At 41.9% G+C, this 15,635-nt stretch carries 19 protein-coding genes; 15 read left to right on the forward strand and 4 right to left on the reverse strand.

Annotation, left to right across the window (positions count from 1 at the left end; all coding sequences use genetic code 11):
* The first annotated feature begins 9 nt into the window (after positions 1-9).
* The 4 genes from ES896_RS08730 to ES896_RS08745 all read left to right on the forward strand — a co-directional run bounded on the left by ES896_RS08730 (position 10) and on the right by ES896_RS08745 (position 3,636).
* Complete coding sequence (locus tag ES896_RS08730) at positions 10-1,002, forward strand: thiamine pyrophosphate-dependent dehydrogenase E1 component subunit alpha (RefSeq protein ID WP_017367570.1); 993 nt, start codon at positions 10-12, stop codon at positions 1,000-1,002.
* 12 nt (positions 1,003-1,014) lie between these two features.
* Positions 1,015-1,998, forward strand: coding sequence for an alpha-ketoacid dehydrogenase subunit beta (locus ES896_RS08735; RefSeq protein WP_007501148.1), 984 nt, complete (start codon positions 1,015-1,017; stop codon positions 1,996-1,998).
* Between the two features lie 19 nt (positions 1,999-2,017).
* On the forward strand, positions 2,018-3,274 hold the full coding sequence (locus tag ES896_RS08740; protein WP_135226717.1) for a dihydrolipoamide acetyltransferase family protein: 1,257 nt from the start codon (positions 2,018-2,020) through the stop codon (positions 3,272-3,274).
* 68 nt (positions 3,275-3,342) lie between these two features.
* Positions 3,343-3,636, forward strand: coding sequence for a YesK family protein (locus ES896_RS08745; protein ID WP_008342236.1), 294 nt, complete (start codon positions 3,343-3,345; stop codon positions 3,634-3,636).
* A 14-nt stretch (positions 3,637-3,650) separates the two neighbouring features.
* Here ES896_RS08745 and ES896_RS08750 read toward each other — a convergent pair whose 3' ends face one another.
* Positions 3,651-4,544 (reverse strand): YegS/Rv2252/BmrU family lipid kinase, encoded by an 894-nt coding sequence (locus ES896_RS08750; RefSeq protein WP_008342237.1) that lies wholly within the window; start codon positions 4,542-4,544, stop codon positions 3,651-3,653.
* Between the two features lie 167 nt (positions 4,545-4,711).
* Here ES896_RS08750 and ES896_RS08755 point away from each other — a divergent pair, with 167 nt between their 5' ends.
* The 6 genes from ES896_RS08755 (at position 4,712) to ES896_RS08780 (ending at position 9,233) form a co-directional block, all read left to right on the forward strand.
* Positions 4,712-5,149: a BrxA/BrxB family bacilliredoxin gene (locus tag ES896_RS08755; RefSeq protein ID WP_007501138.1), complete on the forward strand. Its 438-nt coding sequence runs from the start codon at positions 4,712-4,714 to the stop codon at positions 5,147-5,149.
* A 196-nt stretch (positions 5,150-5,345) separates the two neighbouring features.
* A complete protein-coding gene (locus ES896_RS08760) occupies positions 5,346-6,110 on the forward strand; it encodes a transporter substrate-binding domain-containing protein (protein ID WP_008342238.1) in 765 nt (254 codons plus the stop codon).
* 127 nt (positions 6,111-6,237) lie between these two features.
* The gene (artQ, locus tag ES896_RS08765; RefSeq protein WP_008342239.1) at positions 6,238-6,891 is read left to right on the forward strand and encodes an arginine ABC transporter permease ArtQ; all 654 of its coding nucleotides are present in this window, start codon (positions 6,238-6,240) and stop codon (positions 6,889-6,891) included.
* Complete coding sequence (artM, locus tag ES896_RS08770) at positions 6,884-7,606, forward strand: arginine ABC transporter ATP-binding protein ArtM (protein WP_017357952.1); 723 nt, start codon at positions 6,884-6,886, stop codon at positions 7,604-7,606. Before artQ ends, artM begins: the two co-directional genes overlap by 8 nt.
* Before the next feature lie 111 nt (positions 7,607-7,717).
* On the forward strand, positions 7,718-8,671 hold the full coding sequence (locus tag ES896_RS08775) for an aromatic acid exporter family protein (protein ID WP_007501130.1): 954 nt from the start codon (positions 7,718-7,720) through the stop codon (positions 8,669-8,671).
* Between the two features lie 52 nt (positions 8,672-8,723).
* Entirely contained in the window at positions 8,724-9,233 is a 510-nt protein-coding gene (locus ES896_RS08780) for a L,D-transpeptidase (RefSeq protein WP_008342241.1), read from the forward strand.
* Positions 9,234-9,272: 39 nt separating this feature from the next.
* Here the strand turns inward: ES896_RS08780 and prli42 are convergent, their stop codons facing one another.
* Positions 9,273-9,365 carry a stressosome-associated protein Prli42 gene (gene prli42, locus ES896_RS20110; protein WP_017357951.1) on the reverse strand — a complete coding sequence of 31 codons (93 nt, stop codon included), beginning with the start codon at positions 9,363-9,365 and terminating at the stop codon, positions 9,273-9,275.
* Between the two features lie 101 nt (positions 9,366-9,466).
* Here prli42 and mce point away from each other — a divergent pair, with 101 nt between their 5' ends.
* From mce to ES896_RS08800, 4 genes are read left to right on the forward strand one after another with little or no spacing between them, the layout of a single operon-like run.
* Complete coding sequence (mce, locus tag ES896_RS08785; RefSeq protein WP_017367566.1) at positions 9,467-9,889, forward strand: methylmalonyl-CoA epimerase; 423 nt, start codon at positions 9,467-9,469, stop codon at positions 9,887-9,889.
* Positions 9,882-11,345: an acyl-CoA carboxylase subunit beta gene (locus tag ES896_RS08790; RefSeq protein WP_017357949.1), complete on the forward strand. Its 1,464-nt coding sequence runs from the start codon at positions 9,882-9,884 to the stop codon at positions 11,343-11,345. The genes mce and ES896_RS08790 overlap by 8 nt, the downstream gene beginning before the upstream one ends.
* Positions 11,346-11,361: 16 nt before the next feature.
* Entirely contained in the window at positions 11,362-12,483 is a 1,122-nt protein-coding gene (locus tag ES896_RS08795) for a tripeptidase T (protein WP_035390776.1), read from the forward strand.
* Between the two features lie 14 nt (positions 12,484-12,497).
* Positions 12,498-12,962 carry a chemotaxis protein CheW gene (locus ES896_RS08800; protein WP_008342245.1) on the forward strand — a complete coding sequence of 155 codons (465 nt, stop codon included), beginning with the start codon at positions 12,498-12,500 and terminating at the stop codon, positions 12,960-12,962.
* Positions 12,963-13,088: 126 nt separating this feature from the next.
* Here ES896_RS08800 and ES896_RS08805 read toward each other — a convergent pair whose 3' ends face one another.
* Entirely contained in the window at positions 13,089-13,907 is an 819-nt protein-coding gene (locus tag ES896_RS08805) for a membrane protein insertase YidC (protein WP_007501121.1), read from the reverse strand.
* Between the two features lie 25 nt (positions 13,908-13,932).
* Entirely contained in the window at positions 13,933-14,214 is a 282-nt protein-coding gene (locus ES896_RS08810; RefSeq protein ID WP_008342247.1) for a hypothetical protein, read from the reverse strand.
* A gap of 120 nt (positions 14,215-14,334) precedes the next feature.
* Between ES896_RS08810 and ES896_RS08815 the strand changes: the two genes are divergently transcribed.
* A complete protein-coding gene (locus ES896_RS08815; RefSeq protein ID WP_135226718.1) occupies positions 14,335-15,591 on the forward strand; it encodes a DNA polymerase IV in 1,257 nt (418 codons plus the stop codon).
* Positions 15,592-15,635 lie beyond the last annotated feature (44 nt).

Here is a 15,635-nt window from a genome sequence, read left to right on the forward strand (position 1 = left end):
GGAAACATGATGAGTAACATGCGTCATCAGGAATTAGGATTATCAGATGAACAAGCGATTGACATATATAGAACCATGCTTTTAGCAAGAAAAATTGATGAACGGATGTGGCTGTTAAACCGTTCTGGAAAAATTCCATTCGTCATCTCTTGTCAAGGACAGGAAGCGCAGCAAGTCGGTGCCGCTTTTGCCCTCAATAGGGAAGAGGATTACGTTTTACCTTATTACCGTGATATGGGGGTTGTCCTTGCATTCGGGATGACGGCGAAAGATTTAATGATGTCTGGTTTTGCGAAAAAAGACGATCCAAATTCAGGCGGGAGACAGATGCCAGGTCATTTTGGGCAAAGATCAAACCGAATTGTGACTGGATCATCGCCTGTGACAACACAGGTTCCTCATGCGGTTGGCATCGCACTTGCCGGGCGTCTAGAGCAAAAGAATTTTGTTAGCTTTGTCACGTTCGGTGAAGGCTCTTCAAACCAAGGAGACTTTCACGAAGGCGCCAACTTTGCTGCGGTGCATAAGCTGCCTGTTATTTTCATGTGTGAAAACAATAAGTATGCGATTTCTGTCCCGTATGACAAACAAGTGGCATGTGAGCGTATTTCAGATCGTGCAATAGGGTACGGAATGCCTGGTGTGACGGTTGATGGAAATGATCCGCTTGAAGTGTATGCAGCGGTCAAAGAAGCGAGAGACCGTGCGGCAAGAGGCGAAGGCCCAACATTGATCGAAACCATTTCTTACCGGTTAACTGCGCATTCAAGTGATGACGATGATTCTAGCTATCGAGAAAAAGAAGAAGTGCTCGAAGCAAGAAAGAAAGATCCGCTCATTCAATATGAAACGTACTTAATCGAAGGAAATGTCATGACTTCTGAAATGAAAGAAGAGATGACAAAAGAAATCATGCAAATCGTAAACGAAGCCACTGATGAAGCGGAAAACGCAGCTTATGCCGATGCAGAAAGCGCACTTCGTTACGTGTATGCGGAGTAAGGGGGAAGAAAAATGCCTGTTATGTCATATATAGACGCTATTACACTAGCGATGAAAGAAGAAATGGAGCGAGATCCGAAAGTGTTTGTGCTCGGAGAGGATGTCGGGAAAAAAGGCGGCGTATTTAAAGCAACAGCGGGTCTTTACGAGCAATTTGGAGAAGCGCGCGTCATGGATACACCTCTTGCCGAATCAGCGATTGCAGGTGTAGGTATTGGGGCTGCTATGTATGGAATGCGTCCGATCGCGGAGATGCAATTTGCGGATTTTATTATGCCAGCCATCAACCAAATCATTTCAGAGGCTGCAAAAATTAGATATCGTTCCAATAATGATTGGAGCTGCCCAATGGTCATTCGTGCTCCTTACGGGGGCGGCGTACACGGGGCGCTTTATCATTCACAATCGGTCGAAGCCATTTTTGCCAATCAGCCAGGCTTAAAGATTGTGATGCCTTCTACACCTTATGATGTCAAAGGGTTGTTAAAAGCCGCAGTGCGTGATCCAGATCCTGTATTGTTCTTTGAACACAAACGTGCATACCGTCTCATTAAAGGAGAAGTGCCTGAAGAAGATTATACGCTCCCTATTGGAAAAGCGGATGTGAAACGAGAAGGCGATGACATTACGGTCATTACATATGGCCTTTGTGTTCATTTTGCCCTCCAAGCAGCAGAGCGCCTTGCGAAGGACGGAATTTCTGCTCATATTCTCGATTTACGTACAGTGTACCCGCTTGATCAAGAAGCGATTATTGAAGCGGCATCAAAAACAGGGAAAGTACTCTTGTTAACGGAAGATACAAAAGAAGGAAGCATCATGAGTGAAGTGGCGGCCATCATTTCAGAGCACTGCTTGTTTGATTTAGATGCGCCAATTAAACGTCTAGCAGGACCTGATATCCCTGCAATGCCTTATGCACCGACAATGGAGAAATTCTTCATGGTTAATCCGGATAAGGTAGAAGCTGAAATGAGAGAACTAGCGGCGTTTTAAGAAAGAGGAGGGTTTCAAAGTGGCAACTGAACAAATGAAAATGCCTCAGCTTGGTGAAAGTGTAACAGAAGGAACCATTAGCAAATGGCTCGTTTCACCTGGCGATCATGTGAATAAATACGATCCGATTGCGGAAGTCATGACAGATAAAGTAAATGCAGAGGTTCCGTCATCCTTTACAGGAACAATCACTAAACTAGCGGCTGCAGAGGGTGATACACTTCAAGTAGGAGAAGTGTTTTGTGAAATTGAAGTAGAAGGCAGTGCGCAGCAGAGTGCGAAAATAGAAGAGGCGCCTGCGCAAGATGAAGCACCAGAGCCTGACCAAACAAATGTGGATCAGAGTCAAAAGAAACGATACTCTCCGGCAGTCCTGCGTTTAGCAGATGAGCACGGAATTGATTTAGCGACTGTTCAAGGAACGGGAGCTGGCGGCAGAATCACAAGAAAAGATTTGCTGAAGCTTATCGAAAGTGGAGGCGCACAAGAAACGGCAGCACCTGCTAGTGAAAGAACAAGTCAAAAAGAGCCTGCTCAGTCGACACAAGGAAAAGCAGCTCCTTCCATCCCTTCAATGCCTGGAGATGTTGAACTGCCGGTCACTCCGATTAGACAGGCGATTGCCGCAAACATGCTAAGAAGCAAGCATGAAATTCCACATGCCTGGACGATGATGGAAGTGGATGTGACAAACCTTGTGACAAGAAGAAATCAGCTAAAAGATCAATTCAAAGCAAAAGAAGGCTTTAATTTGACGTTCTTTGCGTTCTTTGTCAAAGCAGTGGCTCAGGCCTTAAAGGAATTCCCTGAAATGAACAGCATGTGGGCTGGTGATAAAATTGTTCAAAAGAAAGCGATCAATGTCTCCATTGCTGTTGCGACAGATGACGCTCTTTTTGTCCCAGTGATTAAAGATGCGGATGAGAAAACGATTAAGGGAATCGCCAAAGAAATTCATGAACTTGCTTTCAAGGTCAGACAAGGCAAACTGAAGCAAAGTGACATGGAAGGCGGCACTTTCACAGTGAACAACACAGGATCATTTGGTTCGGTTCAATCAATGGGGATTATTAACTATCCGCAAGCAGCCATTTTACAAGTAGAATCTATTGTAAAGCGCCCGATGATTGTAAATGGTATGATTGCCGCGAGAGATATGGTGAATCTTTGTCTTTCATTAGATCATAGAGTACTCGATGGTCTTGTATGCGGTAGATTCCTGCAAAGAATTAAACAAATTCTTGAAGGCATTGACGAGCAGACGTCCGTCTATTAAGCTCATTTATATGTCCCCTTCTCACAATGAGAGGGGGATTTCCATATCAATCAGAAAGGAGCGATGAGATGTCTGGATTAGATTTCTTTGCTTTTCTTACGATTGGTCTGATGTTTATCACAGCCATTGCGTTCGCTTTTCTTCGGTATATTTCCAAATCACGCAATCATCCTGAACGCTTACTGCTCATCATATCGATCGTTTCAATCATTCAAATCGCCTATTGCTTGTTGATGATAGGTGGATTTAAAGGAGTCGCCAATAGTTTATTAGGCATTTCCCTTCTGATAGGTACACTGCTAGGGTATGCACTTGAATATTTATACAGACGTTATATCAAAAAAACGCCCGCATCGAAATGATGCAGGCGTTTTCTTTATTCTGCTGGAACGATAAAGGTCAAATGCTGTTTTAATACTTCAAGGGAAGAAGGAGCGGTCATGTATACTTCTCCATCTGTATCTGCATCCATTTCCTCTTTAGTATGAATATGAATGCGGGATGCTTGTATAAGAGACAGGTCACCTTTAAAATCTTCTAGCTCTTCGCGGTTCATTGAAAAAATCTCTTTTAAAGCAGAGAAACTCGTATTTCTGCAAATTAAAATTTCGGCTTTTCCATCATCAATTGAAGCATTTGGCAGATCTATTTTATTTGTACCGATAAAGTGCCCATTCATGACAAGGACAATCACAGCTTCTTCTTCCCAGTTTTCCTCTTCCGTTTCAATGCGTACGTAGAAAGGTTCTGTCTGCTGAAGGGTTCGAAGAGCGCTCGTGAAGTAACTGATTTTTCCGAGGACAGCTTTTTCTTTATCATTAATATTGTTTGAGGTATCTGCGATGAGACCAATCCCCCAAAAATTTAAAAGGTATCGATCATCTGCTTTGATTAAATCGACCTTTTTTTCAGTGCCATCTATCACCATTTGAGCGGCCTTTGGCATCTGCTGCGGGATGCCTAGCGTTCTAGAAAAGTCATTGCACGTCCCGCCAGGTAAAATCGCTACAGCTGGCCTTTTTTCTAAACCGCCAATTCCATTCATACATTCATGGACGGTTCCGTCTCCGCCTAGTATAATCAACAATTCAATCGACTCATCCATCTCGCGGCAGAAATGATAGGCATCATTCGGCTGTTTTGTAGGCTTAAGGATGAGTTCATCAATATGTAAAGAAAGAAGAGGCACTGTTTGACCTAGTGTTTTTTCCATGTTTTTTTGTCCAGCATTTCCGTTATAAATGAGTATCGCTTTTTTGAATTGTGCCATCACGCAGTTCTCCCTTTCATCACTTTATTATCACTTTTCCCCAATTCCACAGGTCATAAACGACGTTTGAAAAAAGTGAAGGGGACGAAACAAGACATTTGCCCGCCGGCGTTTTCCTTGATATGATGTAGTTAAAATGGTTTGGTACGTAGAAGGAGTGGACGGTTATGAATATTGATTTTAATTTATTTATGAATGATATCGTGAAACAAGCACGAGAAGAAATTAAACAGGCAGGCTATACGGAGCTGACAACAGCTGAAGAAGTTGATGAAGCGCTAACGAAAAAAGGAACGACACTTGTTATGGTGAATTCAGTGTGCGGCTGTGCAGGCGGTATTGCAAGACCAGCGGCTGGTTATTCTGTTCATTACGATAAGCGTCCAGATCAATTGCTCACAGTGTTTGCTGGACAGGACAAAGAAGCAACCGCAAGAGCACGTGAATACTTTGAAGGCTTCCCGCCATCTTCACCATCATTTGCTCTATTAAAAGACGGGAAGATCATTAAAATGGTCGAACGTCACGAAATCGAAGGACATGAACCGATGGAAGTGGTGTCAAAACTTCAAGCCGCTTTCGATGAGTATTGCGAAGAAGTGTAACATGTTACTTTTGAATGAATCATTTAGAGGCAGTCCGGTCTTTTGATCGGTCTGTTTTTTTGTTTTACATGACATACGAATCAAAATAATTTTAGCAAAATACTATTGCATATCAAAAAGAAAGTGTTTAAAATACATTATAGTGAATAAATATTCAAATCTACTCATGATTTTAAATACTAGGAGGCATTATCATATGAAAAAGTGGTTATTATTACTTATGACAGCTGGTCTTGCAGCTGCATTAGCAGCATGCGGAACTTCTTCTAATAATTCAAACGCATCAGGAGACGACAAAACACTCATTATGGCGACTTCAGCAGATTATCCGCCATTTGAATCAAAAGACGGTGATAAAATTATCGGTTTTGATGTCGACCTTGCTACAGCTCTAGCGAAAAAGAACGGCTACAAGCTAGAAATTCAAGATATGGACTTTGCAAGCCTCGTGTCAGCTCTTAAAACAAATAAAGCTGATATTGTGCTTGCAGGCATGACACCTACTGAAAAGCGTAAAAAACAAGTTGATTTCTCAGATGTTTACTACAACGCTGAAAACTTGGTTGTATCTAAAAAATCTAGCGGTATAAAAACAGAGAAAGATTTAAAAGACAAAACGGTTGGCGTTCAATTAGGTTCTATCCAGCAAGATGAAGCAAATGGATTGCAAAAGAAATATAACTTAACGGTCGAAGATCGTAATAAAATCTCTGATATCATTCAAGAAATTAAGGCAGGCCGTTTTGATGCAGCCATTATTGAAGATAAAGTAGCGGCTGGCTACTTGAAAAAGGAAAAAGATTTCCAAGCGTTTGGATTGAATAGCTCAAACGAAGGTTCAGCCATTGCATTCAAAAAAAATAGCGACTTAACAGCGAAATTCAATAAATCATTAAAAGAAATGAAGGATAATGGCGAACTTGATAAACTCATTAAAAAATGGTTTGCTGATGAAAAGTAAGTCAGGAAAAGGATCAGCGTCATTCATGAAAATCAAGTAGAAAGCGCTGAAAAGTTCAACATGTGTTGAACTTTTTTCCTGTTTTATTCTTTGATTTTATCTGAAGGAAAAAAAGGAGAATATCATGATGGATTTTAAAGATGTCATACCTCAGATGCCCTTTATTTTAGAAGGTCTTAAAGTAACGCTTTCTATTGTTGTGGTATCACTGTTCCTTGGTTTTATTTTAGGAATCTTATTAACGCTCTGTAAAATTAGTGTATTTAAGCCGCTTATCTGGCTAGCAGATTTTTATACGTCAATCTTCCGAGGCACACCGCTTGTGCTTCAGCTTTTGATTATTTATTTTGGTCTTCCCCAGCTGCTCGGCTTTCAAATTGATCAATACTGGGCAGCTGTAGCAGCATTTTCACTAAACTCGGCGGCGTACGTTTCTGAGATCATTCGTGCAGGAATCAATGCCATTGATAAAGGGCAAAAAGAAGCGGCCGTTGCTTTAGGTATCCCGTATGCTAAAATGATGAAGGACTTATTGCTTCCGCAAGCATTCAAAAATATTTCACCAGCACTTGTGAACGAAACGATTACACTGACAAAAGAATCAGCGATTGTCACAGTCATTGGACTGGGCGATGTCATGAGACGAGCTTATCAAGCAGGTGCCGTCACCTATAACTATCTTGAACCGCTTATTTTTGCGGGTCTCATCTATTATGTCATCGTGCTTATTCTTACCTTCGTCGGCAAATCGGTGGAAAGGAAGTTAAAATCAAATGATTAAAATAGAGAAACTCACAAAATCTTTCGGTAAAAATGAAGTGTTGAAAGGGATTGATACCACGATTAAAGAAGGCGAAGTGGTAGCTGTCATCGGGCCTTCTGGTTCAGGAAAATCAACATTTCTTCGCTGTATTAACTTACTTGAAAAACCGACTTCTGGAGTGATTACGATTCAGGGGACGGAAATTACCAATCCAAAAACAAATGCATTAAAAGTGCGCGAGAATATTGGTATGGTATTTCAGCATTTTCACTTATTCCCGCACAAAACAGTGCTAGAAAATATTACGTATGCGCCAATGAATGTAAAGAACCAATCGAAGGAAGACAGCATCAAGCAGGCAGAGGAGCTTTTAAAAAAGGTTGGACTTTTAGAGAAAAAAGATGATTATCCGAACCGGCTGTCAGGTGGTCAAAAGCAGCGTGTCGCCATTGCACGTGCCCTTGCGATGACACCAGACATCATGCTTTTTGACGAGCCGACGTCTGCTCTTGATCCAGAAATGGTAAAGGAAGTATTAGAGGTCATGAAAGAGCTCGCTCAATCTGGGATGACGCTGATGATCGTCACACATGAAATGGGCTTTGCAAAAGAAGTGGCAGACCGTGTGATCTTTATGGATGATGGGAAAATTGTAGAGGATGCCAATCCTGTAGAATTCTTTGAATCTCCGTCTTCACAGCGTGCTCAAGATTTCTTACAAAAAATATTATAATGAAAAAAACGAGGAGGAGACTTAACATCTCCTTCTTTTTTTGATTATAATGGGGAAAGTAAAAAAAGTTCATCATTTCACAAAAGTAGACAGAAAAGAGTGAATCACATCATGTTTAAAATCGGCTACCGAACGCTGAAAACAGCATTAGGAACAGCTCTAGCCATTTACATTGCACAAATGCTCGGTCTGCAAAACTATTCAGCTGCCGGCATTATTACGATTCTTTGTATTCAGGTGACGAAAAAAAGGTCACTCCTCGCATCTGGGGCCCGCTTTGCCGCATGCAGTCTTGCCATCTTATTTTCTTATTTATTTTTTGATCTGATTGGGTATCATCCTTTTGTCATTGGACTGATGCTGCTCGTCTTTATTCCAACAACGGTCTTGCTTCGGATTAAAGAAGGGATTGTCACAAGTTCAGTGATTATCCTTCATTTGTATATGTCTGGAGGCATTACGCTTCATCTCATCTGGAATGAGCTTTTACTCATCACCATTGGTGTAGGGGTCGCACTCATTATGAACCTGTATATGCCTAGCGTTGATAAAAAGCTGAAACAATACAGTGAACAAATTGAAGCGAATTTTGCGAAAATCTTTGAAGAAATCGAGCAATATTTAATGACCGGAAAACAAGACTGGACAGGAAAAGAAATTCCAGAGACGCATCAATTGATTAAAGAAGCGAAAGCTCTTGCATACCGTGATGTTGAAAATCATGTCTTAAGACATGAAAATCTGTATTATCATTATTTCAACATGAGACAAAAGCAATTTGAAATCATTGAGCGGGTGCTTCCGAAAATTACGTCCATTTCTGTTACAACGGAGCATGGGCAAATCATTGCAGAATATATTAGAGATTTACGAGAACATATTCACCCAGGGAACACGGCGCATAAGTTCTTAAGACGCCTGATTGATATGAAAGAAGAGTTTGATGCACTGCCGCTTCCGCAAACACGTGAAGAATTTGAAGCTAGAGCCGCACTCTTTCATTTTCTCGGAGAAATGGAACAATATTTGGTGCTGAAAAGTTATTTTAAAGGGATGAAAGAATAAAGACGCATGAGTTCCTCCTTCATTGGTCAATCTAATAAAAAAGGAGGAGCCTATGCGTCTTTTATTTTATACTGTGCTGACCATGTCCCTTTCACCCATCTGGCCGCTCGGGCAAAACCCGCTTCCAGGAGACCCGTATGTCATTATTAATAAACAAACGAACGAGCTTGCGTATATTGATCATGGGAAAATTCAAAAAGTCTACCCGGCTTCTACTGGCAAAACAGCTGATTTAACGCCAGAAGGTGAATTTACGATTATGATCAAAGCGAAAGATCCTTATTACAGAAGAAAAAATATTGAAGGCGGCGCAAAGAATAACCCACTCGGCCGAAGGTGGATTGGATTTGATGCGCGAGGAACCGACGGGAGAACCTATGGCATTCATGGAACAAGTGATGAGACATCGATAGGGAAATTTATTACGGCGGGCTGTGTACGTCTTCATAATCAAGATGTAGAACGGCTATTTGATCAGCTTCCAGTTGGTACAAAGGTATGGATCACGACATCAAGCGATGCATTTGAAAAACTGGCCAAAGACAAACAGGCCATTCGTTAAAAAACGAATCACCTGCTTGTCTGCTTTTTTATCAACACTTTATAAAAAGGCTGCCGCTCCTGCTAAAAGTGAAGAAATTAACAGTAAGCTAATCATGAGCAATACCATAAATTTCATGAATTTCTGAGACATATCGCACCCCTATAATCAAATGTTTTTGCGACGAGCGCACCTTTCTTTATTCTAGCTCGTTTTTACGCAGGCGACAAGTGATGTACAAAGGAAGTGAACGGATGAATCAAATCGATCATATAGCCATTGCCGTTTTTTCAATTCAAAAAACAGCACGTACGTTCTCCAGGCTGTTTAACTGGGAATTTTCAGACATAGAAGTACTTCCAAATCAAGGGGTCAAAGTATCTTTTGCTTCCCTAGGTGATCTGCACATTGAGTTGATTGAACCGATATCAAATCACAGCACATTACATACCTTCTTAACAAAAAGAGGAGAGGGGCTTCATCATATTGCATTAAAGTCAGGTGACATTCAGGCTGATCTCAGTCAACTTGACGAGCTCGGCATGCAGCTCATTCAAAAGGACGCACAAAATGGTGCGAACGGAAAGCGCATCGCGTTTATTTCACCAAAAGAAACGTCAGGTGTGCTATTTGAATTGTGTGCGCCATTGAAAGGAGAGAAACAGGAAGATGCATGAATCGTTCAATGACTTGTCTGAATGGCGCGAGAAAGCTTTAAGGGGTGGCGGTGAAAAACGAGCAGCGGCTCACCGAAACAAAGGAAAGCTGACTGTTCGTCAGCGGCTTCATGAACTTCTTGATGAAGGCAGCTTTATGGAAATCCAGTCATTTGCTAAAGGCTCCCGCTCAGAGCATTTAGGGGATGGCGTTGTCACTGGGACGGGACTGATTCATGGGAAACAAGTAGGCGTTTATGCACAAGATGCGACCGTGTACGGGGGTTCACTAGGGGACATGCATGCGAAAAAAATAGCGGCTTTAATGGATTTGGCGGCTAAAAATCAAATGCCTGTTATCGGTCTAAAAGACTCAGGTGGTGCGAGAATTCAAGAGGGTGTGGTATCATTAGAGGGATATGGTCAGATTTTTAAACGGAATGTGCTGTACTCTGGTCAAATTCCGCAAATATCCGTTATTTTAGGCTCCTGTGCGGGAGGTGCAGTTTATTCACCTGCATTGACGGATTTTGTATTCATGACGGAGCAAACAGCTCATATGTTTTTAACTGGTCCGAAAGTGATAGAAAAAGCAACAGGAGAGACGGTCTGTCCTGACCGGCTTGGAGGTGCAGCAGTTCAGCATCAAACAAGCGGGAATGTGCACTATACAGGGAAAGATGAGAGAGACGTGTTAAAAGCAGTTCGAACGCTTTTAACGTACATACCAACGAAACGACGGCCTGTCATTCATCGTAAGGTGCAAAAGCATGATGCGAGCGATCTTGGGAACATCTTGCCAAAGGAGCCATCACGCACTTATGATGTCAAACAAGTGGTGACAGCGATCACCGACCACGGCTCATTTTTTGAAACGCAGCGTTGTTTCTCCAAAAATATCGTCACAGGTTTTGCCAGATTACAAGGGTCTTCCATTGGTCTTGTAGCCAATCAGCCTAAGGTGCTGGCAGGAAGCCTTGACCTCGATGCTGCTGATAAAGCGGCTCGGTTTATTCGATTTTGCGATGCATTTCACATTCCCATTTTAACCCTTGTGGACGTTCCTGGTTTTTTGCCAGGTGAGAAAGCTGAGCATGCAGGCATTATCCGCCACGGCGCAAAGCTTCTGTATGCGTATGCTGAGGCGACTGTTCCAAAAATCACTGTGATTTTGAGAAAGGCGTTTGGCGGCGCATACGTTGCGATGAATAGTAAGGGATTAGGTGCTGACTTTGTATATGCATGGCCAGAGGCAGAAATTGATGTCATGGGAAAATCGTTTGCAGACGAAATTGTTCATCCTGCTTTGCGTGAGGTGGACAATGAACCTAGTGTCATCAAGGCAGCACAATTAGGATTAATCGACGATATTTTAATGCCAGATGAAACGAGAGAGCGGCTCATTCGCTCATTTGACCTGCTTCGCAGTAAGGAAGAAGATAGACCGTTAAAAAAGCATGGAAACATGCCGCTATAAGAGGAGGAACATCATCATGATCAATGAGAAACGCTTATTAGACGAATTTTTAGAACTTGTTCAAATCGATTCAGAAACGAAACATGAAGAAAAAATTGTTGAAGTCCTAAAAGAGAAATTTACTGGTTTAGGGCTTAATGTAGTTGAAGATGATTCAAAAGAGACAACCGGCCACGGAGCAGGCAACCTTATTTGCACACTTGAAGGGAATCAAGAGGCAGATACGATTTATTTTACTTCTCATATGGATACAGTTGTACCAGGTAATGGTGTTAAGCCAGTCATTGAAGACGGCTATGTCAAGACAGATGGCACAACCATTCTTGGTGCTGACGATAAAACAGGGCTTGCTGCAATGTTTGAAGCGATCCGTGTCCTAAAAGAGAAAAATGTACCGCATGGCAAGATTGAATTTGTCATTACAGCTGGTGAAGAATCAGGACTTGTAGGAGCAAAAGCGTTAGATCCGAAACTGATGACAGCAAAATATGGTTATGCGCTTGATTCAGATGGCAAGGTCGGTACCATCATCGTGGCTGCGCCAACACAGGCGAAAGTACGTGCAACCATTTACGGAAAAACAGCTCACGCAGGTGTGGCACCAGAAAAAGGCGTTTCTGCGATTACGATTGCATCAAAAGCGATCGCCAGCATGCCGCTTGGCCGTATTGATGAAGAAACAACGGCGAATATCGGCCGTTTTGAAGGTGGAACACAAACGAATATTGTCTGTGATCAAGTGGATATTCTGGCAGAGGCGCGTTCTTTAGAACCGGCAAAAATGGAAGCACAAGTAGCAAAAATGAAAGAAGCCTTTGAAAAAACCGCTAAAGAAATGGGCGGAAGTGCCGATGTACAAATTGACATCATGTATCCAGGCTTTAAATTCTCACACGGCGATCAAGTCGTTGAAGTGGCGAAAAAAGCGGCTGCGAAAATTGGCCGCCCTTCAGAACTACAGACAAGCGGGGGAGGCAGTGATGCAAACGTCATTGCTGGAAATGGCATCCCAACTGTCAACCTAGCTGTTGGATATGAAGATATTCATACGAAAAATGAGAAAATGCCGATTGAAGAATTAGTCAAGACAGCTGAAATGGTTCTCGCCATTATCGAAGAAACGACAAATCCATCGTAAAGGCAGGAGACTCTGTGAGCACGCAAAAGATCATTATTTTCCAAGTGGGACAAGAGGATTTTGGTATCAGCGTAGAGCATATACGCTCGATTGAGAAGGTCCCTTATTTACAAGAAGTATCGAACCTTCCAAAAGAGATTAAAGGACTCATGTCGTTAAGAGGAGAGGTCATTCCAGTCAGTGACACAGGTGTCATGCTGCACGGAAAACCTCTGGATGTAACCGAACAGTCTAAGGTTCTACTATTTGAATTAAACGATCAAATGATTGGCTGCCTTGTTTCTGATGCAAAAGATATCATTGATATCGAGCTAAGTGAGATCAAGCCATTTCATATGAACACAAAAGCATCTGAATATTTCTTCGGCGTCGTTGAGAGAGAGAACAAGATGATTTTACAAGTGGACCCTAATAAGTTTCTAGGGAAAATTGAGGATCTTGATCAATTGCCTGAGCGATTGAAAGAGGAATTGGCATAAACAAAGGCCCCTTATCCATGGATAAGGGGTCATTTTGCGTGCCGGAGCTCACGAATCTTTTATTTGTTGCGCTCTACAGAAGACAAATATAGCCCCCTTATCATGTTTAGGTAAGGGGGCTATAATTTATTCAGCTGCTGGGTTAATTGAATCGTTTGCCGCAGCTTTTGTTTTTGATTTTTGGTACATCACATTTAAAATAATCGTTTGAATGGTGAGTAAAAGTCCACTTGTCATCCAATATAAAGGAAGAGCAGCGGGAGCATTAATTGATAGAAACAGCATCATGACTGGGAAAATCATGCCCATGATTTTTGCTTGTTTCAGTGCAGCTTCTGTTTGGGTGCCTGATTGCTTTGCGAATTTTTGTGTGACATAAAATTGCAAGAAATACATGGCCCCTGCAAAGATTGCCACCAAAAGATCAGTTTGTCCTAAGTTAAACCATAAGAACGAATGCGTTGCGATCTCAGGTGTTGAGCGAATTGCCGAGTAAAAGCCAAGAACAATTGGGATTTGAATCAGCATCGGCAGACAGCCCATTGCCAGCGGGTTCACATTGTTGTCTTTATATACTTTCATCATTTCCATTTGCAGTTCTTTTTGTTTTTCAGGTTCTTTCGTTTTTTTCAATTTGCTTTGTATTTGGTCAATCTGAGGTTTAACGAGTGCCATTTTCTCTTGCATCACTCTCTGCTTTTTAAATTGGTTTGCAAAAAGCGGGAAAATAAGCAGCCGGACAATCAATGTCACGAACATAATGGATAAACCGTAGTCATCATGGAAAAAGTTCGCAAGCCAGATAATCAACTCAGAAAAAGGCTGAACAAAATAATGATGGAAAAACCCATCAGAGCTTGTATTTGTTTGCGCACTCGCAGCAAATGCCGGTGACGCTACCATCATCAAAAATAAAGTCGTACAAATAGTCAATAAACGTTTCAATTCGTTTCCTCCTCAATAATAAAATCTAATAAGAGAGAGGAAGCGAATGGTCTTCATCATCATTTGATGATCTTTTCATTCGAATGACTTTACTAATCCAAGTTGTAATGCGATCATATATGATAAACAGAAAGTCTGTTCGATTCAAACAAGATGCGTCCAACTCTTCTAAACGATGTCCTCCGAGGTGCTCGTTCATTCGGCAGTCTTTTAATAAGAAAGCAATACCGATGGCGGTCAGCGCTGGAAGAATAATCGTAAAGAATTCAACAAGGAAAAAGACTTCATTGAATGTATCAATAATCATGATTATCACATCCATTTCATTACTCACAGTGTACTATACACCATATGAAATGTCTAATGGAACAAACAGGTGAAATCACGGTGAAGTGAAGGAAAGTAGATCACCTAAGGAGGCAAGCAAATGGCTGATTCTCAAAAGAAGGGGCGAATCATTTTTCATATTGATATGAATAGTTTTTATGCATCGGTAGAAATGGCGTATGATCCTTCTTTGAGAGGGAAACCTTTAGCCATTAGCGGAAATGCAAAAGAGCGCAAAGGCATAGTTGTAACCTGCAGCTACGAGGCAAGAGCACTCGGGGTGAAGCCGCCGATGCCACTTTGGGAAGCGAAGCGGCTATGTCCGGGACTGATTGTGCGTACACCCAACTTCGACCGGTACCGCAGCTCCTCACAAGAAATGTTTACCATACTAAGAGAATATAGTGACTTAGTTGAACCCGTTTCAATTGATGAAGGCTATATTGATTTAACCGATACACCTTATGCTGAGCATGCCGTGAAAACCGCTTATGATATTCAAACGAGGCTCGTAGAAGAGCTCATGCTTCCATCGAGTATTGGCATTGCACCGAATAAATTTCTAGCGAAGATGGCGTCTAATTGGAAAAAGCCAATGGGCATTACCATTTTGCGTAAACGAGATGTCCCGACAATGCTCTGGCCGCTCCCTGCAGGTGACATGCATGGGGTTGGACAGAAAACGGCAGATAAGCTGAAAACCATCGGAATTCATACAATTGAAGATTTAGCAAAAGCGAATGAATATGCGCTGAAAGAGTTATTAGGCATCAATGGACCGAGGTTAAAGCAAAAGGCAAACGGAGAGCATGACGGCATTGTCGATCCAGAAAGAATATACGAATTTAAATCTGTCGGCAATTCTTCCACTCTTCCTCACGATTCTGATGATACAGATGAACTCGTCTCATTAATAGAGAAACTGTCGCAATCGGTGAGTGCCAGATTACGAAGAAAAGAAGTGATGGCGAACCGGCTGCTCATTATGATTCGGTATGCAAGCTGGAAAAATATCACACGGAGCGTCACACTCACGAATCCAACTGATCGAAAGGAAGATCTATTTGAGGCGGCAAAGCAGCTATTCCTAAAGCATTGGAATGACCAGCCAGTAAGACTTTTAGGTGTGACGGGGACCGATCTTGTGGAACGAAAATCAGCCGTCAAGCAGCTTGATTTATTCTCTTATACAGAAGATGCAAAAGACGAACCGCTCCAATCTCTTTTAGACGGACTGAAAGAAAAATACGGTAAACCACTCATCCAAAGAGGAGTAACCATTAAGGAAAAAGAGAGCAAAACAAGTGGTACAAGTTTTAATAAAGACTTTTTTCAGGACGAAAGAGGAAATGACTAGCCTGAAAACTTGATAAAAGAGGTGATGTTGTGGTAATTTCAAAG

The sequence above is a fragment of the Bacillus sp. 005/A4HT-01/001 genome (assembly GCF_004634445.1).
Classification (GTDB): Bacteria; Bacillota; Bacilli; order Bacillales; family Bacillaceae; genus Bacillus; species Bacillus altitudinis.